The 24,087-nt window shown below is 65.5% G+C and carries 21 protein-coding genes; 12 read left to right on the top strand and 9 right to left on the bottom strand.

Annotated features, from left to right (window positions below; translation table 11 throughout):
- Positions 1 to 147: 147 nt before the first annotated feature.
- Entirely contained in the window at positions 148 to 948 is an 801-nt protein-coding gene (locus WC704_RS04750; RefSeq protein ID WP_372888844.1) for a cold-shock protein, read from the bottom strand.
- Positions 949 to 1,154: 206 nt separating this feature from the next.
- On the opposite strand from WC704_RS04750, the gene WC704_RS04745 reads away from it, so the two are divergent.
- The 6 genes from WC704_RS04745 (at position 1,155) to rpoN (ending at position 6,326) form a co-directional block, all read left to right on the top strand.
- Positions 1,155 to 1,931, top strand: a complete 777-nt coding sequence (locus tag WC704_RS04745) for a TerC family protein (protein WP_372888843.1) — start codon at positions 1,155 to 1,157, stop codon at positions 1,929 to 1,931.
- A 48-nt stretch (positions 1,932 to 1,979) separates the two neighbouring features.
- On the top strand, positions 1,980 to 2,600 hold the full coding sequence (locus tag WC704_RS04740; protein WP_126845202.1) for a ribonuclease D: 621 nt from the start codon (positions 1,980 to 1,982) through the stop codon (positions 2,598 to 2,600).
- Complete coding sequence (lptC, locus tag WC704_RS04735) at positions 2,593 to 3,228, top strand: LPS export ABC transporter periplasmic protein LptC (protein WP_372888842.1); 636 nt, start codon at positions 2,593 to 2,595, stop codon at positions 3,226 to 3,228. The genes WC704_RS04740 and lptC overlap by 8 nt, the downstream gene beginning before the upstream one ends.
- Positions 3,229 to 3,233: 5 nt before the next feature.
- Entirely contained in the window at positions 3,234 to 3,758 is a 525-nt protein-coding gene (locus WC704_RS04730; protein WP_372888841.1) for an LptA/OstA family protein, read from the top strand.
- Positions 3,759 to 3,903: 145 nt separating this feature from the next.
- A complete protein-coding gene (lptB, locus tag WC704_RS04725; protein WP_372888840.1) occupies positions 3,904 to 4,680 on the top strand; it encodes an LPS export ABC transporter ATP-binding protein in 777 nt (258 codons plus the stop codon).
- A 128-nt stretch (positions 4,681 to 4,808) separates the two neighbouring features.
- On the top strand, positions 4,809 to 6,326 hold the full coding sequence (gene rpoN, locus WC704_RS04720) for an RNA polymerase factor sigma-54 (RefSeq protein ID WP_372888839.1): 1,518 nt from the start codon (positions 4,809 to 4,811) through the stop codon (positions 6,324 to 6,326).
- Positions 6,327 to 6,339: 13 nt separating this feature from the next.
- Here rpoN and WC704_RS04715 read toward each other — a convergent pair whose 3' ends face one another.
- Complete coding sequence (locus tag WC704_RS04715) at positions 6,340 to 7,338, bottom strand: ligase-associated DNA damage response exonuclease (RefSeq protein ID WP_372888838.1); 999 nt, start codon at positions 7,336 to 7,338, stop codon at positions 6,340 to 6,342.
- An 80-nt stretch (positions 7,339 to 7,418) separates the two neighbouring features.
- On the opposite strand from WC704_RS04715, the gene WC704_RS04710 reads away from it, so the two are divergent.
- Genes WC704_RS04710 through WC704_RS04700 form a run of 3 tightly spaced genes read left to right on the top strand, consistent with a single transcriptional unit; the run spans position 7,419 to position 12,310 of the window.
- Positions 7,419 to 9,830, top strand: coding sequence for a ligase-associated DNA damage response DEXH box helicase (locus WC704_RS04710; RefSeq protein WP_372888837.1), 2,412 nt, complete (start codon positions 7,419 to 7,421; stop codon positions 9,828 to 9,830).
- 41 nt (positions 9,831 to 9,871) lie between these two features.
- Positions 9,872 to 10,843 (top strand): retroviral-like aspartic protease family protein, encoded by a 972-nt coding sequence (locus tag WC704_RS04705; RefSeq protein WP_372888836.1) that lies wholly within the window; start codon positions 9,872 to 9,874, stop codon positions 10,841 to 10,843.
- A gap of 60 nt (positions 10,844 to 10,903) precedes the next feature.
- Positions 10,904 to 12,310 carry a M20/M25/M40 family metallo-hydrolase gene (locus WC704_RS04700; protein ID WP_372888835.1) on the top strand — a complete coding sequence of 469 codons (1,407 nt, stop codon included), beginning with the start codon at positions 10,904 to 10,906 and terminating at the stop codon, positions 12,308 to 12,310.
- Between the two features lie 30 nt (positions 12,311 to 12,340).
- Here WC704_RS04700 and phnX read toward each other — a convergent pair whose 3' ends face one another.
- The 6 genes from phnX to WC704_RS04670 form a co-directional block, all read right to left on the bottom strand.
- Entirely contained in the window at positions 12,341 to 13,156 is an 816-nt protein-coding gene (gene phnX, locus WC704_RS04695) for a phosphonoacetaldehyde hydrolase (RefSeq protein ID WP_372888834.1), read from the bottom strand.
- Entirely contained in the window at positions 13,153 to 14,289 is a 1,137-nt protein-coding gene (locus WC704_RS04690; RefSeq protein WP_372888833.1) for a TIGR03364 family FAD-dependent oxidoreductase, read from the bottom strand. Before WC704_RS04690 ends, phnX begins: the two co-directional genes overlap by 4 nt.
- Complete coding sequence (locus tag WC704_RS04685) at positions 14,286 to 15,596, bottom strand: DUF5690 family protein (protein ID WP_372888832.1); 1,311 nt, start codon at positions 15,594 to 15,596, stop codon at positions 14,286 to 14,288. Before WC704_RS04685 ends, WC704_RS04690 begins: the two co-directional genes overlap by 4 nt.
- Positions 15,597 to 15,670: 74 nt before the next feature.
- Complete coding sequence (locus WC704_RS04680; RefSeq protein WP_372888831.1) at positions 15,671 to 17,977, bottom strand: molybdopterin cofactor-binding domain-containing protein; 2,307 nt, start codon at positions 17,975 to 17,977, stop codon at positions 15,671 to 15,673.
- On the bottom strand, positions 17,974 to 18,444 hold the full coding sequence (locus WC704_RS04675; RefSeq protein WP_372888830.1) for a (2Fe-2S)-binding protein: 471 nt from the start codon (positions 18,442 to 18,444) through the stop codon (positions 17,974 to 17,976). The genes WC704_RS04680 and WC704_RS04675 overlap by 4 nt, the downstream gene beginning before the upstream one ends.
- Positions 18,444 to 19,784: a cytochrome c gene (locus WC704_RS04670; RefSeq protein ID WP_372888829.1), complete on the bottom strand. Its 1,341-nt coding sequence runs from the start codon at positions 19,782 to 19,784 to the stop codon at positions 18,444 to 18,446. Before WC704_RS04670 ends, WC704_RS04675 begins: the two co-directional genes overlap by 1 nt.
- A 161-nt stretch (positions 19,785 to 19,945) precedes the next feature.
- Between WC704_RS04670 and WC704_RS04665 the strand changes: the two genes are divergently transcribed.
- Together WC704_RS04665 and WC704_RS04660 are read left to right on the top strand one after the other, a co-directional pair.
- Positions 19,946 to 21,397: a helicase HerA domain-containing protein gene (locus tag WC704_RS04665; RefSeq protein WP_372889097.1), complete on the top strand. Its 1,452-nt coding sequence runs from the start codon at positions 19,946 to 19,948 to the stop codon at positions 21,395 to 21,397.
- Positions 21,398 to 21,541: 144 nt separating this feature from the next.
- The gene (locus WC704_RS04660) at positions 21,542 to 22,195 is read left to right on the top strand and encodes a hypothetical protein (protein ID WP_372888828.1); all 654 of its coding nucleotides are present in this window, start codon (positions 21,542 to 21,544) and stop codon (positions 22,193 to 22,195) included.
- A gap of 16 nt (positions 22,196 to 22,211) precedes the next feature.
- Here WC704_RS04660 and WC704_RS04655 read toward each other — a convergent pair whose 3' ends face one another.
- A complete protein-coding gene (locus tag WC704_RS04655) occupies positions 22,212 to 22,592 on the bottom strand; it encodes a VOC family protein (protein WP_372888827.1) in 381 nt (126 codons plus the stop codon).
- A 96-nt stretch (positions 22,593 to 22,688) separates the two neighbouring features.
- Between WC704_RS04655 and WC704_RS04650 the strand changes: the two genes are divergently transcribed.
- Positions 22,689 to 24,026 (top strand): cystathionine gamma-synthase family protein, encoded by a 1,338-nt coding sequence (locus WC704_RS04650; RefSeq protein WP_372888826.1) that lies wholly within the window; start codon positions 22,689 to 22,691, stop codon positions 24,024 to 24,026.
- Positions 24,027 to 24,087 lie beyond the last annotated feature (61 nt).

Genomic DNA, 24,087 nt, shown 5'->3' with positions numbered 1-24,087 from the left:
CAGCGCGAGCAGATCAGCGCGGCTGGGCCCCGGCCTTCGCCGGGGAAGCTGGAAGGATAGAGGCTGCCTCAAGCTGCGCACACAAAGAAAAACCCGGCAGGCCTAAAGGCCCACCGGGTCTATTCTTTTCGCACGAGGCGCGAGCGCTTACGCGATCGAGGTCAAATTGACCGCTGCCATCTTGCCGCGACGATCGACTTCGAGTTCGAACTCGAGCCGGTCACCTTCGTTGAGCGAGGTCATGCCACCACGCTCGACGGCTGAGATGTGGACGAACGCATCGGGCTGCCCATCGTCGCGCTGAATGAAGCCGAAGCCCTTCATCGCGTTGAAGAACTTGACCGTACCGGTCGCCTTCTCGCCCGTAAGCTGACGCTGCTGCGCGCCACCCGGGGCGGCACCGCGCGGTGCGCCGGGGCCTGCGTCACGGTCGCGCGGCGGGCCACGGTCGGTGACGGGGAGCGGCTCGCCGTCGATCTTGAGGTCGGTCGCCGAAATGCGACCGCCGCGATCGACGAGGGTGAAGCCAAGCGGCTGACCCTCGGCCAAACCGGTCAGCCCGGCTTGCTCGACCGCGGAGATGTGCACGAACACATCTTCGCCGCCATCATCGCGAACGACGAAGCCAAAGCCCTTCTGGCCATTGAAAAATTTTACGACGCCGGTGCCTTCGCCGACAACCTGCGGGGGCATACCGCGGCCACCGCCGCCTGCACCACCGCCGCCGAAGCCGCCACCACCGCCGCTGCGGAAGCCACCGCCGCCGCCACCACCGAAGCGATCGCCACCGCCGCCGAACCGGTCACCGCCACCGCCGAAGCGATCGCCGCCACCGAACCGGTCACCGCCGCCGAACCCGCCGTCGAAGCCGCCGCTGTCGCCGAAACCGTCGCGCTTGTCGCGCCCACGCCCGCCACGATCACCGCGGCGTCCTTTATCGAAACTCATGCCCTGTTCGTCTTCCCGGTTCGTCCGACATCGTTATAGCAACCGTTGCGTCGGACGAAAGACGCAGGGCTTTGTGCACCAAACCAAATGTGCCACCGACTCGTGTTAGCCTAAAATTTGAGACGCTGCGAACAAATTCGTCCAAAATGCGGCGATACCTGCGTCGATCTTGCGCGAACGTGGCAATACCGGCACAGGATGCCGCCATGACGTTCCTCCATTTGCTCGCCGATCCTGCCGCCTGGGCGGCCCTCGCCACATTGATCGTGATGGAGGTCGTGCTTGGCATCGACAATCTTGTGTTCATTTCGCTGCTGTCGAACAAACTGCCCGAAGGCCAGCGCGTAAAGGTGCGCCGCGTCGGCATCGGGCTGGCGTTGGGGCTGCGGCTGGTGCTGCTGTCGGCAATCGCGTGGATTGCCGGGCTGGTCGAGCCGGTGTTCGATCTGGGGATTGCGGGTGGGGTGGATGCGCACGGCGTGCCATCGTTCGAAACCGCCTTTTCGGTGCGCGACCTGATCCTGATCGCGGGCGGGCTGTTTCTGCTGTGGAAGGCGACGACCGAGATCCACCACACGATCGACCCCGACGATTCGGGCGAGGTGCTCGACAAGAAAAGTTCGGTCGCAATGTCGTTCGGTGCGGCGATCGTGCAGATCCTGTTGCTCGACATGGTGTTCTCGATCGATTCGATCCTGACCGCGATCGGCATGACCAACGATTTGCCGGTGATGATCGTCGCCGTCGTCGTCGCGGTCGGGGTGATGCTGGTGGCGGCGACGCCGCTTGCCAATTTCATCGATCGCAACCCGACCGTGGTGATGCTTGCGCTCGGCTTTCTGTTGATGATCGGCGCGGTATTGATCGCAGATGGCTTCGGCGTGCATGTGCCCAAGGGCTATATCTACGCGGCAATGGCCTTTTCGGGGTTGGTCGAAACGCTCAACATCGCCGCGCGCAAGGCCCGCGTACGCAACCGGTAGCGGCGGCACCCCATTGAGCGCGCGGCGATTCGCCGCTAGGGCCGCGCGATGACAGTGCATCTCCACGAAGAAGACATCCCCGCCAATCTGTTCGTCCCCGGCGTTGACATCGCCGTCGACACCGAGACGATGGGCCTGATTACGCCGCGCGACCGGCTGTGCCTGGTGCAGCTTTCGGATGGCGGACCGGACGAGCATCTCGTGCGCTTTGCCCCCGACAGCGATTATGCCGCGCCGAATTTGCGCGCGTTGCTGGCCGATCCGGCGCGGGTGAAGCTGTTCCACTTCGCGCGCTTCGATCTGGCGGCGATCAGCCATTATCTCGAAGTAACCGCAGCCCCGGTTTATTGCACCAAGATCGCCTCGCGGCTCGTGCGCACCTATACCGATCGCCACGGGCTGAAGGAGCTGGTGCGCGAATTGCTGGGGCAGGACATTTCCAAGGCGCAGCAATCGTCGGACTGGGGCGGCCCGGTGCTGAGCGAGGCGCAGAAGGATTATGCGGCGTCCGACGTGCGCTATCTGCACGCGATGCGCAACGAGCTTGACTTGCGGCTGGCGCGCGAGGGGCGCACCGAGCTGGCGCAAGCGTGTTTCCAGTTCCTGCCGTGGCGCGCTGAACTCGATCTGGCCGGTTGGCCGGAGGTCGATATCTTCGCCCATGCCTGATTCGGGGGCCATTCGCAGCCAGCGCCTGATCTGGGCCGCGCCGGGCAGCAGCCACGATCGCACGATCGGCGTGCTGCGCGTGGTGTTACCGATTCTGATCGGCGTGCTGGCTGCGTTCGTGGTGGTACTGCCGCTTTATTCGGGGGGCGATGTCAGCTTCCTGCTCGACAAGAACAAGGTCGAAGTCGCCAAGGAGCGCTTGCGCGTGCAATCGGCGACCTATCGCGGCAATGACGACAAGGGGCAGCCGTTCGCACTGATGGCGGGGTCGGCGATCCAGAAAAGTTCGGCCGAGCCGGTCGTCTGGTTGCAGAAATTGTCGGCCCAAATCGGGCTGAGCGATGGGCCGGCCAATGTCGTCGCCGATCACGGGCATTATAATATGGACCGCCAGCAAGTCACGATCGATGGGCCGCTGCAGGTGCACAGCAGCGGCGGATACCGGCTCGACACGCAGGATTCGACGCTCGATCTCAAATCCAAGACGTTGAAAAGCGGGGGCGCGGTGACGGGAACGGTGCCGCAGGGCACGTTCAGCGGTGACCAGATGAACGCCGATCTCGAAAACCATGTTGTTCGGCTGGACGGCAATGCCCGCTTGCGGATCGTCCCGCGAAAGACGAGATAGCGCACATGCGGTCCACCCTTGCCTTTATCGCCCTGTCCTTTGCCCTTGCGGGGACAGCAGATGCGCAGAGCGCGCACAATTCGGACGCGCCGATCAATCTTACGGCCGAGCATCTTGAATTGCAGGACAAAGCCAACCGTGCGGTGGCCATCGGTGCTGTTGTTGTCAAACAAGCGGAAATGACGCTTACTGCGGCGCGCGTAACAGTTGCCTATACCGGACAGTTTGTTGATGGCAGCCCGCAAATTTCGCGCCTCGATGCGTCGGGCGGGGTAACCGTGACACGGCCCGATCAGACTGCGCGCAGCAATTTCGCGGTGTACGATCTCAACAAGCGCGTGGTGACGATGCTCGGCGCGGTCACGCTGATCCAGGGCGGCAATACCGTCAATGGCGGGCGGCTGACGATCAACCTCGATACCGGGCGCGCGGTGATCGACGGCAATTCGGTGGGCGGCGGTGCGCCCGGAACCAAGAGCAGCGGTGGCCGGGTCAGCGGCACGTTCTCGGTGCCCAAGCGCGACAACTGAGGCGACCCGGCGCGCAGAGGGCGGCGGCGGCATCTTCCCAGCCGGGCGGGTTTCGCCTAGGCTGCGCCCGCGACCATGCACGAAGCCTGCCAAATTCGGCGCGGTAACCTTCCGTTCACTCTAAAGTGCGAGCACGGGACCTGTAATGACCGAGACCCTCACCCTCGAAAATGCCCCGCCGATCGCCGAAGCGCCGGTGCTGGACGGCCTGTCGGTCGTGTCGATCGCCAAATCCTATGACAAGCGTAGCGTGCTGACCGATGTGTCGTTGTCGGTCGGCAAGGGTGAGGTGATCGGTCTGCTCGGGCCCAACGGCGCGGGCAAGACAACGTGTTTCTATTCGGTGATGGGGCTGGTGAAGCCCGATTCGGGGCGGATCATGCTCGACGGGCAGGATATTACCGGGCTGCCCATGTATCGCCGCGCGATCCTGGGGCTTGGGTATCTGCCGCAGGAAACCTCGATCTTTCGCGGGTTGACGGTTGAACAGAACATCCTGAGCGTGCTCGAACTCGCCGTGCCCGACAAGCAACAGCGCATGGCGCGGTTGACGACGCTGCTCGATGAATTCGGGCTGACGCGGCTGCGCGATTCCCCGTCGATGGCGCTGTCGGGTGGTGAACGCCGCCGCGCCGAAATCGCGCGCGCGCTGGCCGCCGATCCGTCGATCATGCTGCTCGATGAGCCGTTCGCGGGGATCGATCCGCTATCGATCGCCGATATTCGTGACCTCATCTGCGAGCTCAAGAATCGCGGCATCGGCGTGCTCATCACCGATCATAACGTGCGCGAGACGCTCGAAATCGTCGACCGCGCCTATATCATCTATGATGGCCGCGTGCTGTTCACCGGCTCGCCCGAGGAACTGGTGGCCGACGCGAATGTACGGCGGCTGTATCTGGGCGAGGGCTTCTCGCTTTAGGCTATGCGGACTGCTCTTAATCCGTTCGTGCTGAGCTTGTCGAAGCACTGCTCGCCGCAGATGGGACCTTGCTCGCTGCGCGGGCCCTTCGACAGGCTCAGGGCGAACGGTATTTGGGTGGCCAGCCAATGAGCCTCGCCCCACGCCTCGACCTGCGCCAGTCGCAATCGCTGGTGATGACGCCGCAATTGCAGCAGGCGATTCGCTTGTTGGCGCTGTCCAACCTCGAGGTTGAGGGCTTTCTCGCCGAGGAGATCGAGCGCAATCCGTTGCTGGAGGCGAGCGCGCCCGACGATGACGGGCCGACACAGGAACGTGAGGCGGACGCGCCAATCCGCGACGAGCCCGCCACTGCCGACGAATTGCTGATGCGTGGCGGTGACGCGGGCGAGGCCTCGCTCGACGTCGATTTCACCGCCGAGAGCTTTCACCACGACAGCGCGTCGGATTCGATCGGCGATCAGCCGGGGGCGGTGGGCATGGACGGGGCGCTTGGCCTCAACGGTGCCAGCAGCGGCGGCGGGCTGGGCGAGGATGGCCCTGATTTCGACAGTTTCGCTGACACCGGGGTGACACTGTCGGATCATTTGCTCGCGCAGGCGGGCACGGCGGTCGACGGACCGGACCTGTTCATCGCCGCGCATCTGATCGACCAGATCGACGAATGCGGCTATCTCACCGCCGCGCTGCTCGATGTCGCCACAAGGCTCGGCGTGCCGCTGGTGCGGGTCGAGGCGGTACTCGGCATCATCCAAACCTTCGACCCGACGGGCGTCGGCGCGCGCGACCTCGCCGAATGTCTCGCGCTGCAAGCCAAGGAGGCCGATCGTTACGATCCGTGCATGGCGCGGTTGATCGACAATCTCGATCTGGTCGCGCGCGGTGATCTCGCGCGGCTCAGGCGGTTGTGCGATGTCGATGACGAGGATCTGGCCGACATGATCCGCGAATTGCGCGGCTACGATCCCAAGCCCGGCTGTCGCTATGGCGGGGAGCCGACCCAGGCGGTGGTGCCCGATCTGTTCGTAGCGAAGCGCAAGGATGGTTGGGGGATCGAAATCAACGCCGCCACGCTACCGCGCGTGCTGGTCAACCGTAGTTATTACAGTGAATTGTCGACCGCGCGCGGCGACAAAGCGAGCAAGGCGTGGCTGGGTGAAATGCTCGCCAGCGCCAATTGGCTGGTGAAAGCGCTCGACCAGCGCCAGCGCACGATCATCAAGGTCGCCACCGAAATCGTGAAGCAGCAGGAGGCGTTCTTCCTGCACGGCGTGGCGCATTTGAAGCCGATGACGCTGCGCCAGGTGGCGGATGCGATCGAGATGCACGAATCGACGGTCAGCCGCGTTACCAGCAACAAATATCTATCGTGCGCGCGCGGGTTGTATGAACTCAAATACTTCTTCACCTCGGCGATCCAGTCGTCCGATGGCGGCGATGCGGTGTCGGCGCAGGCGGTGAAATCGGCGATCAAGGCGCTGATCGCGAATGAGGGCGACAAAATCCTGTCGGACGATACGTTGGTCGAATTGCTCAACGCCAAAGGCTTCGATATCGCGCGGCGCACGGTTGCCAAATATCGCGAGGCACTGGGGATCGGGTCCTCGGTGCAGCGCAGGCGGGCACGGGCGCTAGGGGCGGGGTGAAACGGCTGTCCCGCTAATCGTCCTCATCCTCGAAGCCCAGCAACGCCAATGCGCGCGCCTTGATCTGGTGCGTCTGGCACCAATGCACCAGCGCCTCCTCGCGGCCATGCGTGACCCACACTTCGCGCGGGGCGATTTCGGTGAGCGTGGCGGTCAGTTCGTCCCAATCGGCATGATCGCTGAGGATCAGCGGCAGTTCGACGCCGCGTTGCACCGCGCGCTGGCGCACGCGCATCCAGCCGCTCGCCATCGCGGTGATGGGGTCGGGCAAACGCCGCGACCAGCGGTCGGCCAGCGCCCCCGGCGGGGCGAGCACGACATGGCCCATCATCTCGGTTTTGCTCGCGGTGGTGGCGGGGCGCAACTCGCCGAGCGCCACGCCATGCGCTTCATACAGCGCGCAAAGCCGTTCGAGCGCGCCGTGGATGTAGATCGGCGCCTCATGCCCGCGCGCGCGGAGTTCGGCGATGACGCGCTGCGCCTTGCCCAGCGCATAGGCCCCGACCAGCACGCAGCGCGCGGGGTTGGCGTGGAGCGCGCTGGTCAATTTGTCGATTTCATCGCCAGTATCGGGATGGCGGAAGACGGGCAGGCCGAAAGTTGCCTCGGTAATGAACACGTCGCATTGGACCGGCTCGAACGGCGCGCAGGTCGGGTCGGCGCGGCGTTTGTAATCGCCCGAGACGACGATGCGTTCGCCGCGATATTCGAGCAGGATTTGCGCCGATCCCAGCACATGCCCGGCGGGGACGAAGGTGGCGGTGACGTCACCAAAACGATGGCTGTCGCCATAGGCAATCGGATGCCCCGCCTGTGGGCCGTAACGCGTTTCCATGATCGCCAGCGTCTCGGGCGTCGCCCATACCGCGCCGTGCCCGCCGCGCGCGTGATCGGCATGGCCGTGCGTGACGAGCGCCACTGGCGACGGGCGCGCCGGATCGACCCACAGGTCGGCGGGTTTCACGTAAAGGCCGTGCGGGTGCGGTTCGACCCAGTCGCCGAGCTTTGCCATCGTGCCTATATGGGCGGGATGGCCATTGGTTCCCAGCTTGGTGGTTGTACCAACTTCCTTACCCTTGCGATGGGAGACGGATGACCATCGCGCTCCCCCCTGCGATCACCGAATGGTTCGCCGGCAAGGGCTGGGCGCCGCGCGCGCATCAGGTGGCGATGCTCGATGTTGCGCGCACCGGCGATCACGGCTTGCTCGTCGCCACCACCGGCGCGGGCAAGACGCTGGCGGGGTTCTTGCCGACGCTCGCCGATCTGGTCGAGGCCCCGAGCGAGGGGCTGCACACGCTCTATGTCTCACCGCTCAAGGCGCTGGCGGTGGATGTGCAGCGCAACCTGCTTACCCCGATCGCCGAGATGGGGCTCGATATCCGGGTCGAGACGCGCACTGGCGACACGCCCTCCGACCGCAAGGCGCGGCAGCGCATTCGCCCGCCGCACATCCTGCTGACCACGCCCGAATCGCTCAGCCTGTTGCTCAGTTATCCCGATAGCAGCCTGATGTTCGAGGGGCTGAAGACGATCGTGGTCGATGAAGTTCACGCCTTCGCCACGGGCAAGCGCGGCGATTTGCTGAGCCTGTGCATGGCGCGGCTGCAACGCCTCGCCCCCGATCTGCGCCGCGTCGCGCTGTCGGCGACGGTGGCCGATCCCGATGCCTATCGCGCCTGGCTCGCACCCGATGGCGATATCGATGCGGTGCGGCTGGTGCGGGGCGCGGCGGGCGCGCCGCCCAATGTCACGATCCTGCTGCCGCAGGGGCGCGTGCCGTGGTCGGGTCATTCGGGGCGCTATGCCGCCCAACAGGTGATGGCCGAGATCGAAACGCACAAGACCACGATCGTGTTCTGCAACACCCGCGCGCTCGCCGAATTGATCTTTCAGGACCTGTGGAAGGTCAACGACCGGAACGTGCCGCTCGGCGTGCATCATGGTTCGCTCAGCCTGGAGGCGCGGCGCAAGGTCGAAGGCGCGATGGCCGATGGGCGGTTGCGCGGGCTGGTGGCGACCTCCTCGCTCGATTTGGGGGTCGATTGGGGCGATGTCGATTGCGTGATCCAGATGGGCGCGCCCAAGGGATCGTCGCGGTTGCTGCAACGCATCGGGCGCTCCAACCACCGGCTCGACGAACCGTCCGAGGCGATCGTCGTGCCCGGCAATCGCTTCGAATATCTCGAGGCGCGCGGCGCGCTGGATGCGATCGAGGCGGGCGAACTGGATGCCGATGTGTTCCGCATGGGCGCGCTCGACGTGCTGGCGCAGCATGTGATGGCGTGCGCTTGCGCCGCGCCGTTTGAGGAAGCCGCGTTGCTCGACGAAGTGCGGTCGGCCTTGCCCTATTCGGCGCTGACGGCGGACACGTTCGCGCAAGTGCTCGGCTTCGTGCGCGATGGCGGCTATGCGCTGAAGGCTTATGACAAGTTCAAACGGCTGACGCAGGACCCGGACGGAAGCTGGCGCGTCAGCCATCCACGCTTCATCGCGCAGCACCGCTTGAACGCCGGCATCATCGTTGAGGCGACGATGCTGAGCGTGCGCTTTGGCAACGGTCGCACGCTCGGGCGGGTGGAGGAGGGGTTCGCCGCGACGTTGTCGCCGCACGACACCTTCTTCTTCGCCGGGCTGAGCCTGGAGGTGGAGCGGATCGATACCGAGGCGGTGGTGGTGCGCGCGACCTCACGCCCGGCCCGCATCCCGAGCTATGGCGGCGCGCGGATGCCGCTGTCGACCAATCTCGCCGAGCGCGTGCGCGGATTTCTGGCGAACCCGGCGGCGTGGCACCGCTTCCCCGACGATGTGCGCGAGTGGCTGGAGGTGCAGCAGCAGCGATCGGTGCTGCCGCGACCGGGGCAATTGCTGGTCGAGACCTTCCCGCGCGAGGGGCGGCATTATCTGGTCGCGTACAGTTTTGAGGGCTGGAATGCGCATCAGTCGCTCGGGATGCTGCTTACGCGGCGGATGGAGACGCAGGGGCTGAAACCGATCGGCTTCGTCGCCAATGATTATGCGCTGGCGTGCTTTGGGCTTGAGTCCGTAATCGATCCGGCGGCGTTGTTCTCGCGCGACATCTTGGAGGATGAATTCGTCGATTGGGTGCAGCAATCGTCGCTGCTGAAGCGCGCCTTTCGCGAAGTGGCGGTGATTGGCGGGCTGGTCGAGCGGCAGATTCCGGGCAAGCGCAAGACCGGCAAGCAAGTCAGCTTCTCGACCGACCTGATCTATGACGTGCTGCGCAAATATGAACCCGGCCATTTGCTGTTGCAGGCGGCGTGGGCCGATGCGCGCGCGCGGATGACCGATGTCGGGCGTTTGGCCGATTTGCTCGATCGCGCGCAGGACACGATGCTGCATGTGCCGCTGGAGCGCGTGTCGCCGCTGGCAGTGCCGGTGCTGACGTTGATCGGGCGCGAACATATCGCGCAGGGGCTGGCCGACGATGCGCTGCTGATGGAGGCCGAAGTGCTGGCGGCGGAGGCGATGCGGCTCGATTGATCGGGCTTGTTACGGGATCGGCGCGGGCGTAGCTTTGCGCAATGGCCCCGGCACTGTTCCTGATCGTGCCGTTGGCAACGGCGCTCGCTGCGGCACCGCTCCAGACTCAGGAGTCCGCGGCGGCGCCCGCTGCGCTATCGCAGGACAGCCCCCCTGCGCCGACCGACGCGCTTGGCTTTACCGATGATGGGCTGCGCATGTCGGTGCCGGTGATGATTGGTGTAAACGGCCCCTATCGCTTCATCGTCGATACCGGGGCGGAGCGAACCGTCATCGCGCGCGAATTGGCGACCACGCTCGGGCTGGCACCGGGCAAGCGCGTCCGCATCACCGCGATGGCGGGATCGACCGGCACCGGCACCTATATCCTGCCCGAAATCAGCGTGGGTGCGGCGACCCTGGCCGAAGGCGTGCGCTTGCGCGGATCGGGGATCGAGGCACCGGTGCTTTGGGCGGGCAATCTCGGCGGGCAGGGCCTGGTCGGCATCGATACGCTGCAAGGGCGCGCGGTGACGATCGATTTCGCCACGCGCACGATGGTGGTTCTCCCCGCGACCAAACGCACCAAGCGCGAGGTGTTCGACCGCGACGACATCGTCGTCCGCGCGCGTAATCGCTTCGGGCAGTTGGTCGTTACCGATGCCACCTATAACGGCCATAAAGTGCGGGTGGTGATCGATACCGGCGCGGTCGTCAGCATGGGCAATCTCGCCTTGAAGCGATTGGTCGGGGGTGATCTGGCGCAGGGGCAGCCGATGACCTTGCTGAGCGTAACCGGAGGCAAGCTCGAAGCCGAGTTCGGGCTGGTGCCGCGTTTCACCATTGGCGACACCGGTTTTGCCAATTTGCCTGTCGCGTTTTCGGATGCGGCACCCTTTGCCCGGCTTGGCTTGACCGGGCGCCCTGCGCTGTTTCTCGGCATGGATGCGCTGCGCCTGTTCGGGCAAGTGCGGATCGATTTCGCCAATCATGAATTGCGCTTCGCCAGGCCAAAATCCGGCAGCGCGCGCTAACGGTTGCGTTCCGCCCGCGCGGCGTTAGCTTCCTCCCGACATCATTTTTGGGGGTTTATCATGCGCAGGATCAGCAAACTCTTGGGCGCGACGATTTTGGGGGTGGCGGGATTTGCCAGTGCTGCCTCGGCGCAGGACCGGCCCGACCAGAAGGCGTATCTCGGCCTCTACAAGGAACTGGTCGAAACCAACACCACGCTGTCGAGCGGTAGCTGCACCACGGCGGCGGCGCAGATTGGCGCACGGTTGAAGGCAGCGGGCTATGCCGAGCAGGATATTACCTATTTTGCCGTGCCCGATCACCCCAAGGACGGCGGTCTGGTCGCGGTGCTGAAAGGCAGCGATGCCAAGGCCAAGCCGATCCTGTTGCTGGCACATCTCGACGTGGTCGAAGCCAAGCGTGCCGATTGGGAGCGCGATCCGTTCACGCTGATCGACGAGGGGGGTTATTATTACGGGCGCGGCACCGTCGATGACAAGGCGATGGCGTCGGTATGGGCCGACAGCATGATCCGCTTCAAGACCGAAGGCTATCACCCCAAGCGGACGGTGAAGCTGGCGCTGACCTGTGGCGAGGAAACCACCTTCGCCTTTAACGGCGCGGAGTGGCTGTCCAAGAACAAGCGCGAGCTGATCGACGCCGAATTCGCGCTCAACGAAGGTGGCGGCGGGCGGTATGGCCCCGACGGCAAACCGCAATTGATCGCGCTGCAAGTAGGCGAAAAGGCCGCGCAGAATTACACGTTCGAGGCAATCAACCCCGGCGGGCACAGTTCGCAGCCAGTGCCCGACAATGCGATCTATCAACTCGCCGATGCGCTGAAGGCGGTGCAGGGATACGAATTCCCGGTGAAGTTTACCGATACGACGCGGGCGTTTTTCGGCATGGTCGCGCTCGGTTCGCCCGCGCCGTTGCGCACGGCGATCACCACCCTGCTCGCCAACCCGCAGGATGCGGCGGCGGACAAGATCGTCAGCAGCGACAAGATGATGCATTCCACGCTGCGCACCACCTGTGTCGCGACCATTGTGAATGCGGGTCATGCGGAAAATGCCCTGCCGCAGCGCGCCACCGCCAACGTCAATTGCCGCATCTTCCCTGGTGAGACGGTGGAGGGCACGCTCGCCAAATTGCAGGAGCTGGCTGGCCCCAAGGTGAAAGTGACCGCCAATGCGCCGATTCGCCCGACGGCTGTTCCGCCGGCGCTCGATCCGAAGGTGGTCGGCCCGGTCAAGGCGGTCGCGGCCAAGCATTTTCCGGGCCTGCCACTGCTGCCGTTGATGTCGACGGGCGCGACCGATGGCGTGTTCCTGGAGGCGGTCGGCATTCCGGTTTACGGCGCGCCGGGCTTCTTCATCGACAAGGATGGCAATGGCACGCACGGCCTGAATGAGCGGATGCGCAAGGATTCGCTCTATCAGGGGCGCGACTATCTGTTCGATTTGGTCAAGGCGTTCGCGGGCTGAGCGGCGGCTGGCGCTCCCTCCCGGCCTGGGTCAGGCCGGGGTGGGGCGTTCACCCGCTTCGATCCGGCGCGCAATCGTTTCGAGCACGGGCCACAGATCGGCGACGCTGTCGATGACATAATCCGCGCCTGCCGCGTGCAAATCGGCGGCAGCGGCGGCGACGCGGCGGGTGCGGTCTTCGGGGGCGAGGGCGAGCAGGGCGTCATGGCTGAGACCCACGCCATTGCCGGATGCGGCGAGCCCGACGGTCCACGCCCCCGCCGCTTTGCCCTCGCCGATCCCAACCGTGGCGTCATCGACCTTGACGCAGGCGGCGGCGGGCCACACGCCGAGTTCGACCAGTCCCTTCCACAGCATCAGCGGGGAGGGGCGACCCTCCAGCGTCTCGCCCGAACAGACCACGACATCGGGTGCATAACCCTGTTCGGCGGCGAGCGGCAGGATGTCGGCCATCATCGGGCGGGTGTAGCCGGTGCAGGACGCGATCTTAACGCCGTGCGTGCGCAGCGACGCGGTGAGTTCGGCAGCACCGGGGATCAACGCGGCACAGTCCTTGGCCGCGCCGCGCATCATCGGTTCGACAGCATCGTGCAATGCGGTCACGTCGGCTTCGGCGGGCTGCGCCGTGTGCGCCGCCTGCCACGCCTCGGCCACGCGCGGCTTGGCCAGGATGGCGCGGATATGGTCACGCTTGGCGTGGCCCATGTCGGCGCGGGCTTCCTCTTCGGAGACTTCCACGCCTGCATCGGCGAAGACGCGTTGGAGCGCGATGACCGGCGCGCAGCAGCCATGATCGATCATCGTGCCCGCCCAATCGAGCACCACGGCCTTGATCGGAAAACTCATGCAACGGCTCCTTGGGGTTGCGCCGCAATCGCCGCGATCGTTTCTTCGGCAAGCGCAAAGGCGGTCGAAGCACCGGTGCCGCTGGTAACCGTCACCACCTGTACGCCGGGGAGCGGGCGCGTGACGCGGCTGTGGCTGGCGGCGGAGGCATAGGTCCCGGTCCAGCGTTCGAGCACCGGCGGGACATGGCCGAACACCGCGCGAAACTCATCGAGAATCAGCGCGTCGACCGCTTCCTTGCTGAACGGATCGGGCGTGGTGGCGTAATGATGGCTGTCGCCGACGACCAGGCTGCCATCGGCGCTTTGCACCACAATCAGATGGATACCGTTGGCGAGATGATCGGCCTGTTCGGCCTCCAGCCGCTGCCGCAGCGCCGTCGCCTCGGGCAAAGCGGCATAACCGAGATAGAGCACCATGCCGAGATCGGACATGATCGCCCCCGGCAGGCGATAGCCCGGATCGGCGAGGCGCAGCATCTGCAATTTGCAGCGCGTGATTCCGGCGAGCGCATCGGGGAAGAGCGTGGCAAGATCGTCACCGGGGCAGACGATGATCGCGCGCGCGGGTACAACGCCGACCGAAGTATCGAGCTGCCCGGTCTCGACGCCATGAACCGCGACGCCGCGCCAGAATTCGACGCCGTGATGCGCGGCGAGCCACGCCGCCAGCTTGGGGATGGCGGTGCGCGATTCGACGCGGATGTCGATTGCGCTGGTCAGCACGCCTTCCAACGCTGCCGGGCGGATCGCGCCGAGCAGCGCCTGCGCCGCCGCCGCGTCATGCCACGCGCACCCCTCGGCCATGTCGGTTTGCAGGAAGGCCGCGCATACGGCGCGCGCCTCGGGCCGCTGCGCGACCATCGTCAGGCCGTAATGCTCCACGGCGATCCCGGCGGGCGCAGCCACCTCCATCCACACATCGCGCGAGCGGCGCGCGCGCCGCCAGACGGTGCCCTGTTCCTGGCCGGTGACGGTGACGAAGCCGAAATTGCGGATCGACGCGCCATTGGCCTGCGCATCGCGATCGATCACCAGCACGCGGCGTCCGCCCCGCGCGGCGGCGAGCGCGTGGGCGAGGCCGACGATCCCCGCGCCGACGATGGCGACGTCGTAGGAGTCGAACTCGCTCATGCGGGCACGGCTGCCCGGGCGTCAGCGGCGCTCCGCTCGGGCGCACGGCGGAAGAAATACAGCGCGGCGAACAGTGTCAGCACCGTGCCGACCACGCTGGTGACATAGGCCCCACCCATGAAGAAGCTCAGCCAGTCGAGCGAGCGCTGCCCGAAATTGCGCCACAGCAGCAAGGCGACGCTGCCGAGATAGCCGAACGAGTCGGCGACATAGATCAGAAAACCGGCATTCGCGATCCGGCCGCTCGCCGCCACCATCCGGTCGAACAGCACCGCATTGATCGGGCTATAGGCGATGTAGAGCCCTGACCCGGACAGCACCACCCATACAAAGGGCGAGATCAGATGCGCCTGGAAGGCGAGCGTCGATACGCCCAGCAACGCAAAGCCACTGGCAATCATGATGTGGATGACGAACAACGCGCGGCGATTGTCGCGCACCAGAATGACCAGCGCCATCGCCGATAGCGCGACGAGCGCGACGGGAAGCTCGCTTGCCGAGAAGATCGCCGCCTTCCCGCCATAACCGAGCGCGGCCCAGATTTCGGCGGCGAAATTGTCGCGGAAATCGCGAAAGGCGGTGAGCAGGACATAGGCGACGACGATTGCGATCAGCCCCGGTGCATAGGCCTTGAGGAAGCTCCGGCGCTCGGCCCCGGTCATCGGTGCGCGCTTGACGCGTTCGGCCTCGTCGCGTGCGCTCGGCGGGGGCAGCGCGCTCAACACCCAGACCGCGCCGAGCAATAGCGGCATGAACAGCAAGCCCGTCGCGGCGGGCATCCAGAAACGGTCGATATGCTCGCTTTGCATCAGCCAGGTGCCAACCGATTTGACCACGCCCGATGCGAGGATGAAGCTCGCGCACAGCATCGAGGCGAGCACTTCGGACACGCGCCGCCCCTCCATGAAACCAAAGACCAGCCCCCAGATCATGCCGAGCGGCACACCGTTGAGGAACAGGGCCGCGACGTTCCACGGTGCTGGGATGACCGCAAAGGCGACCAGCGCGAGCCAGGACAGGCCGATCAACCCCAGGATGGCGGCGGCGCGGTGGCGCGGTGCGATTTCCGACACGACCTTTACGCCGATGAACTTCGACAGGGCATAGCCCGCGACCTGCGCGACGATCAGCGCGATCTTGTAATCGAGCACCCAATGCCAACCCGGCACCAGCTCGAACGTCGCCGCCGTGAACGGCTTGCGAAAGGCGTACATCGCGAAATAGGCGCAGAAACCTGCGGTTCCCGCGACCGCCGTGAACACAGCAGGATGAGCCTGCGCCAAAGCACGCCGAAAACGACCGTCCACCTAAACCCCCCGGCCCTATCTCCGTGCGACCGCCCTATGCGCGCACGATGACACTATCGCGTCGATCGCTTGGATCAAGCGCTCCGACCGGCGAGCGCGTCGAGCACTGCCGCCGGGGTAATCGGCAAATGGCGCACGCGCGCACCCACGGCGGCGAAAATCGCATTGCCGATCGCGGGCGCGACCACCGTCGTCGCGGGCTCGCCCAGGCCAACGGGGACGTGTTCGCTTTCGACAAAGGCAATGTCCAGTTCAGGCACGTCGGCCATGCGCAGCGGCAGATAGCTGTCGAGATTGGTGTCCTTGACCAAGCCGTTGACGAATTCGGTGCCCTCATGCAGCGCCATGCTCAGGCCCCACAAAGCGGCCCCTTGCGTTTGCGCGAGCGCGCCATCGGGGTCGACGATCGTCCCGGCATCGGTGACCAGGGTCAGCTTCTCGACGCGCACCACGCCAGTCTTGCGATCGACATGCACGCGCGCGACGCAGGCGACCCAGGTTGGCATGTCGCGCTCCTGGCCGAAGCTGGTGGCGATGCCGAGTCCAGTGTCGGGCGGCAGTTTTTCGCCCCAGCCCGCGCGGGCGGCGGCGCGGCGCACGACTTCGGCCTGGCGCAGCGCCCCGCCAATGGCGCTGGGGGTTGACCCGGCATTGCGACCGGCCCCCGTAAGCAATTTCAGGCGGAAGGCGACAGGATCGCTCTTCACCTGCAGCGCCGCTTCATCGATGAAGCTTTCCACCGCCCAGTTGGTCCAGCCGGGCCCGACCGAGCGCAGCCAGCCCGAGCGGATGGTGGTGTTGGCGAGATCGTTGGGGATGGCATGGACGGTCTGGTGGCCGACTTCATACCAATGGTCCGCGCCCGAAATGGCGAACGGGTCATAGGCCCCGCCGCTCTTGGCCTTGGCGAGCAGGGCGGGCGCGTTCATCTGCGTCGGCCAACCGGCGGCGGCGTAATGCTCCATCGCGACCACCGCATTGTCCTTGTCGAAGCTCATGCGCACGCGTTGCACCGAGGGCGAGCGCACCGAATCGAACAGCGCGTCATCCTGTCGCGTCAGCACCATCTTGACCGGACGCCCCAGCGCCTTGGCCGCCAGCGCGGCGGGGACGGTGTAATCGCCGTTGAGCCGCCGTCCGAAACCGCCGCCCAGCATATAGGTGCGCAGGATGATCTTGGTCTCGGGCACGCCGAGCGCCTTGGCGAGTGTCGGCAGAATCAGGCTTTGCCACTGATTGCCGGTATGGATTTCGAAGCGGCCATCCTTTTCGAAGGCGAGCGCGTTGAGCGGTTCCAACTGGAAATGCAGCACGGTGCTGGTGGTGTAGACGCGTTCCAGCGTACTGGCAGCGCCGGCGGGTTTGGCACCAGCGTTGACGATGTCGAGCCCGACCCCGCTATCGGCCTTGCCCGCCAGGTCGGCGGCATGGGCTTGCAGGTCCTTTTCGGAGGTGGTGGCACCCGGCCCGGCGGTCCACGTTACTTGGAGCAGATCGGCGGCGCGGATCGCGGCGGGATAGTTTTGCGCAATCACCATCACCCAGCCGGGCACCGTGTCCGATGGATCTTCGATGACGAGGTAGCGCAAATAGCCGCGCACCGTCTTGGCCTTGCTGTCATCGACCGAAACGACCTTCGAACCGAAGCGTGTCGGCGGCAGCTTGGGCCGGGCATAGACCATGTTCGGCACCTTGGCATCGATGCCATAGAGCGCGGTGCCGTCGGTCTTGGTGGCGATGTCGAGCGCCGCAACCTGCTTGCCGATCAGGCGACGGTCCTTGACCGGCTTGATCGGCAGCGCCTTCAGTTCGTCGGGGGTGAATTGGCGGGCGACGCCGCCACGCTTGGCGATGTCGCCATAGGAAATCGAGCGACCACCCGCATGGACCGCGCCGCCACGCGCGGTGCAATTGGCGGCACTGGTGCCGAGCAGCTTCGCGCCTGCCTCGATCAGCGCGATGCGCCCGGCGGCACCCGCCTGGCTGAACACCGGGAAAGTCTGCCATACCGACCAGCTCCCGCCGGTGACCATCAAGCCCCATTTGGGATCGGTATCGACATGGACGATGCGCACCTTGTCCCAATCGGCCTCCAGCTCGTCGGCGAGGATGCGGGCGAGCGCGGTGCCGACATGCTGGCCCATTTCGGCGCGGATGATGTTGACGGTAATGATCCCGGCAGCGTCGATCCCGAACCAGATCGAGGGTTCGAATTGCGGGCCCGTCGGGGCGGCGGGGGTGCCGCCGGGCACGGCGGGATCGATCGCCGCCAGCACTTGCGAAAAGCCGAAGGCGATCCCGGCCGCACCACTGGCGACAAGGAAACTGCGGCGCGACAGCGGGTTGCGCGCGGCTTTGGCAGTCGAGGCGAGGCGGCTCATGCCTTGGGTCCTTCCGCCAGCGTGCCTGCCGCTTGCCGGATCGCGGCGCGGATGCGGACATAGGTCATGCAGCGGCACAGATTGCCGGTCATCACCGCGTCGATGTCCTCATCGCTCGGCGCGGGGAAATCCTTGAGCATGGCTGCGGCCTGCATGATCTGGCCCGACTGGCAGTAACCGCATTGCGGGACCTGGATCTCGCGCCACGCCTGTTGCAGCGGATGCTCGCCCTTCGGGTCGAGCCCCTCGATCGTGGTGACATCGGCTCCATCGACTGCGGAGACCGGGGTGATGCACGACCGCGTCGCCCGCCCGCCGACATGCACGGTGCACGCCCCGCACATGCCGATGCCGCAGCCGAATTTGGTGCCGGTCAGCCCGATTTCATCGCGGATCACCCACAAAAGCGGGGTGTCATCCTCGACCGTGGTGGTAACCGAGCGACCGTTGATCGTGAAACTGGTCATCACTCCTGGCCCTTGCCCTGCGCGCGGATCGTCGCGACTTTCTGTTCGAGATCGGGCCATGCCGCCTTGGTCGTCCGCGTTGCGCGCAAATAGGCGGCGATGCGCGCGACATCGGCGTTGGTGAAGCCCGTGCCGAAGCCCGGCATCACCACGCCCGGCGCGCCGTCCTTAGCGTCGATGCCGTAGAGGATGACGCGGATCAAATTGGTCGGATCGTCGAGATGTGCCGTGCTGTTGAGCGACAGGTCTGGACGCAGCGGGTTGAGGCCCTTGCCGCCATTATAATGGCATGATGCGCAGGCGGCGGTAAACAACCGCGCGCCGGGATCATATTGCAGGCCGGTGCCGACACGGTCAGTGGCAAGTGCCTTCTGGATCAGCGCGGCATCCTGCCCGGCGCGCTCTGCCGAGCCGTTGAAGCTGGTGAAATAGCTCGCGATCGCCGCCACATCGGAGGCGGGCAGGCGGGAAAGCCCGCGCGGCACCGCCGCCATCGGACCCGCCGCCGTGCCATGATACTGGCTGACCCCGCTGCCGAGATAGGCAACCAATTCGGCCTGGCTCCACGCGATCGGCGCAGGGTTGGTCTTGTCGAGCGGCGGCGCGATCCAATTGTCGATCGCGGCCCCGGCATAGGCCTTGTCCTTGAGCTCGGCGCCGAGCGCCCCGCGCGGCGTGTGGCACGCGCCGCAATGGCTGATCCCTTCGGCGAGATAAGCCCCGCGATTCCACGTCGCATCCCTGGTGGCGACGGGCACATAGCGCCCGGGCTTGAAGAACAGCAGCTTCCAACCCGCCTGCAGCATCCGGATGTTGAGCGGGAAGGGCAGGCTATTGGCCTTGTCCGCAGCGCGCACTGCAGGCTGCGTCATCAGATAGGCATAGAGCGCCGAGAGGTCGGCATCGGTCAGCTTGGTGAAATGGTCATAGGGGAAAGCGGGGAAGAGGTGCGCACCGTCACGCCGGACGCCTTCGTGCATCGCACGGCGGAAGGCGGCTTCGGACCAGCCGCCAATGCCGGTGTCGAGATCGGGGGTGATGTTGGTCGAATAGATCGTGCCGAAGGCCGTCGCCATCGCATAGCCGCCCGCCAGCGCGGCACCACCCTTTGCGGTGTGGCACGACGCGCAATAGCCGGCACTGGCCAGCACTGCGCCCTTGGCAACGAGCGCGGGCGCGAAGGATGCCGCAGCCGGGCGCGCGACCGGAGCGATGGCGGGCCGCCAGGCGAAGCCCGCAAAGACCGCCAGGCCGACGAGAAAGGCGATTCCGCCCCCCAGAAAAATGCGTTTCAGCACGCTATTCCCGCCGCCATCATCGTCACCTTGCGCCTTGAGCATTTCCGAACCGGCAATCCACCTTTCCGCACTCGACGTCCAGAAAGAACTCGACCGCGCGCCTGTGCGCCCCCGGGGAAAGGACGCGCGCCGGCATTGGGGGCTTTGCGCTCAGGGCGCGATGGCGCTTGCCCATGCCCCCCCGCATCGGCCATGTGGCCGCGATGACGTTTCAAGTCGACATGGGCCTCGACGCGGGCGGTGCGCCCGTCCCGATCGATCTCGAAGAATTGCTGGCGACGCGGTTGCTCGTACAAGGCAATTCGGGTTCGGGAAAATCGCATCTGCTGCGCCGCCTGCTCGAACGCAGCGCGGGGCAGGTGCAACAGATCATCATCGACCCAGAAGGCGATTTCGTTACACTTGGCGAACGCTATGGCCATGTCGCCATTACGGCGGCGGAGTATTCGGTGGCCGAGGTCGCGCGCTTTGCCGCGCGCATCCGCGAACATCGCACCTCGGTCGTGCTCGATCTCGAGGGCCTTGAGATGGAGGGGCAGATGCGCTGTGCCGCCGCCTTTTTGTCGGCGCTGTTCGATGCCCCGCGCGACCATTGGTTCCCGGCTCTGGTGGTGGTGGATGAGGCGCAGGTGTTCGCGCCGTCGATGGGGGCGGAGGTGACCGAGGAAGTCCGTCGCGCCTCGCTCGGCGCGATGACCAATTTGATGTGCCGTGGCCGCAAGCGCGGGCTCGCCGGCATCATCGCGACGCAACGCCTCGCCAAGCTCGCCAAGAATGTCGCCGCCGAAGCGTCCAATTTCCTGATGGGGCGCACCTTCCTCGACATCGACATGGCACGCGCGGCGGATTTGCTGGGAATGGAACGGCGGCAAGCCGAGCAGATTCGTGATCTCGCGCGGGGCACCTTTCTTGCCTTGGGGCCGGCGGTATCGCGGCGCCCGGTGGCGATCCGGATCGGCGCGGTCGAAACGGGCTCGCGTGGCGGTGGCCCCGCATTGATCCCGCTGCCCGATGCGCCGCCAGCCGACATGCGGCAATTCCTGTTCGCGGAAATGGAGGAGCCGGTGCGGCCTGCACCGCCGCCACTGCGCGCGGCCCCGGCCGAATATGTGTTCGAGCAGATTGAAACCGTCGCCGCGCCCGATCCGCTGCGCGAGGTTCCACAGCGCGACCCGGAAGAGCTGGCGCAGATTGTGTGCGACGTGCTGCGTGCCATCGTCGAGGATGCCGATTCAACCGCGCGTCCGGCGGCGGTATTGTACCAGGATTTTCAGGTGCGCTGTCGCATGGTCGGCGTGTATCCCGCGCCGCTCGATCCCTCCGGTTTCTCGCGGCGTTTGGCGGCGGCGCGCGCCGGAATTTTCGAAGGGCTGGAGGGGGATTGGGCCGAGGCGCTGGCGATCGCACGCGATTTGCCCGACGAGATGCTCGGCTGCTTCCTGCTGATCGCGCGCGCCGCGCGTGACGGGCTGCCCTGCCCGACCGACGCGGAGATTGCGCGCACCTATGGCACGAGCTCGCTTGGACGGGCGCGCCGCGTGATCGGCTATATCGAAGGGCGCAACCTGCTGGTTATGCGGGTTGATTTATCGGGAAAGCGGTCGCTGACGATCCCGGCGCTGGGCTGGACCACGGCTCCGGCCGATGCCGCATGACAAAGCGTTCAGTTTGCGCCGAACCTGTTGCAGCGCGGCACCGCGCGCTCTACGCGGGGCGGGATGTCCGCGGCGTCCTATCGATCCGATTCAGGTAAAGGGCGGCTTCGCGGCATAGCGCTTGCGCTTGCGGTGGAGGCGTTGGTGGCCTTGCTGCTGTTTCATCTCGGCAGCGGTATTTTTCAGAAGGTCGAGAAGGACAAACCGCTCAATACCTTCGACGTAAGGCCGGTCGGCCCGCCCCTCTCCAAACAGGCGCAGAAAACCCAGGTCGCGCATAAGCAAAAGCAGACGACAACCGCTTCCGCTGCCCCGCCGCCGCCAGTCGCGCCGCCGCCGGTGAAAAGCCCGGTGCCGTCCAAACTGATCCAATTGAGCTCCGAGGAGTTCGCGGCGTCGGACATTGGCAAGATTCCGGCGCATCAGGGCGAAGGGGACGATTCGGGCAGCGGCAAGGACAGCGTTGCCGCTTATGGGCCGGGGCAGGGGCCGGGTGGCGCCGCGTTATACAATGCCGAATGGTATCGCGAACCGCGCGATGCCGAGCTGAAGCCCTATCTGCAGGACTATGCCAAGGTTGGCTCGGGCTGGGCGATCATCGCCTGCAAGACCGCGCCCGAATTTCGCGTCGAGAATTGTCGCGCGCTCGACGAATCGCCGCCGGGTGGCGGGCTGGCGCGCGCGCTACGGCTGGCGGCGTGGCAGTTCCGGGTGCGACCGCCGCGCATCGGCGGCAAGCCGATTATCGGTGCCTGGGTCAGAATTCGGTTCGATTTGACCGTGGGCTTTCAGAAATAGCGTGGCGGGTGCGCCGCTAACGCGTCTTTACCTCATTGGGATCGGTCAATTGCGCGACGATCCAGCCATTGCCATCGGGGTCCTGCAGCATGGTGAAGCGACCCCACGGCTGTTCATCGACCGGGGACGCCGTTGCCCCAGCCGCCTCCAGCCGCGCATGTTCGGCGTCGATATCATCCACCGCCAGCATCAGCCCCTGTACCGAGCCGGGTGGCATCGCCTCGAACCACGTCACCAGCGCGACGGTCGCGCCGCCATCCTTGGGCTGCAACTGCACCCAGCGCATGTCGGGGCCCATCGCCTCGTCGCGCAGCACCACCAGTCCGAGTGTTTCCACATAAAAGCGCCGCGCGCGTGCCACATCGGTCACCGGCACCGAAACGATTGCGATCGGCATCACCTGTCCCCCCAAAGGATCTGCCGCGAAATAGTATCATTCGAGACTATCTCGCGGTAAGGCTTCCTATCATTTTTCGACGCAGGATGCACCCTCATGGCGAAGCCCACCGACCAGACCGACCCGCAGACCGAAGCCGATCTGACCGGCGTCGCGCCGCGCACCAAGCCCAAGCCCTCGATCGAAAAGATCGGCGACCGCAAGCTGAAGGCCTCCACGCTGATGATGGGCCACGGTTATGATCCGATGTTGTCGGAAGGCTCGCTCAAACCGCCGATCTTCGCCACCTCGACCTATGTTTTCCCCAATGCAGCCGCAGGCAAGCGCCATTTCGAGGGCGTCACCGGCAAGCGCCCCGGCGGCTCCGAAGGGCTGGTTTATTCACGCTTCAACGGGCCAAATCAGGAAATCCTCGAAGATCGCCTGGGCGTGTGGGAAGAGGCGGAGGATGCTTTGGTGTTCTCCAGCGGCATGTCGGCGATCGCGACGCTGTTCCTGTCGATGGTCAAGCCGGGCGACACGATCGTCCATTCGGGCCCGCTCTACGCCGCGACCGAAACGCTGATCGCGCGCATTCTTGGTCGCTTCGGCGTGCATTGGCTCGATTTTCCGGCGGGCGCGACGCGCGCGGAGATCGATGCGGTGATGAGCAAGGCGGCGACCGGCAATGTCGCGTTGATCTATCTCGAAAGCCCCGCCAACCCGACCAACGCGCTGGTCGATATTCAGGCAGTGGCTGCGAGCCGCGACGCGATCTTCAAGGGTGCAAAGCCGCCGATCGCGATCGACAATACCTTCCTCGGCCCGCTCTGGCTCAAGCCGCTCGAACATGGTGCCGACATCGTCGTCTATTCGCTGACCAAATATGCCGGCGGGCATAGCGATCTCGTCGCGGGCGGTGTGCTTGGCTCCAAGGAGCACATCAACACGATCCGGCTGATGCGCAACACGATCGGCACCATCTGCGATCCGAACACTGCCTGGATGCTGATGCGCAGTCTCGAAACGCTCGAATTGCGCATGAGCCGCGCGGGCGAAAATGCGGTCAAGGTGTGCGCCTTCCTGCGCGACCACCCCAAGGTGGAACGGGTCGGCTATCTCGGCTTCCTCGACAGCACGCCGGGGATGGAGCGCCAGGCGGATATTTATGCGCGGCATTGCACCGGCGCGGGATCGACCTTCTCGCTGATCCTGAAGGGCGGCGAGAAGGAGGCGTTCGCCTTCCTCGACGCGTTGAAAATCGCCAAGCTCGCGGTGTCGCTCGGCGGCACCGAAACACTCGCCTCGCATCCGGCGGCGATGACGCATCTGTCGGTGCCCGATGCGCGCAAGCAGGCGCTCGGCATTACCGACAATCTCGTGCGCATCTCGATCGGGGTCGAGGATGCCGACGATTTGATTGCCGATTTCGAACAGGCGCTGGCGGCGATTTGAGCGTGCCCGAGCGGTGAATAGCAGGCCGTGGGGAGCGTTCGCCGCTTGCCCACGGCGCGCA

The organism is Sphingomonas sp. (assembly GCF_041661885.1).
Classification (GTDB): Bacteria; Pseudomonadota; Alphaproteobacteria; order Sphingomonadales; family Sphingomonadaceae; genus Sphingomonas.
Note: the sequence above shows the minus strand (reverse complement) of the source record. Positions and strands in the feature narration are given on the sequence as shown.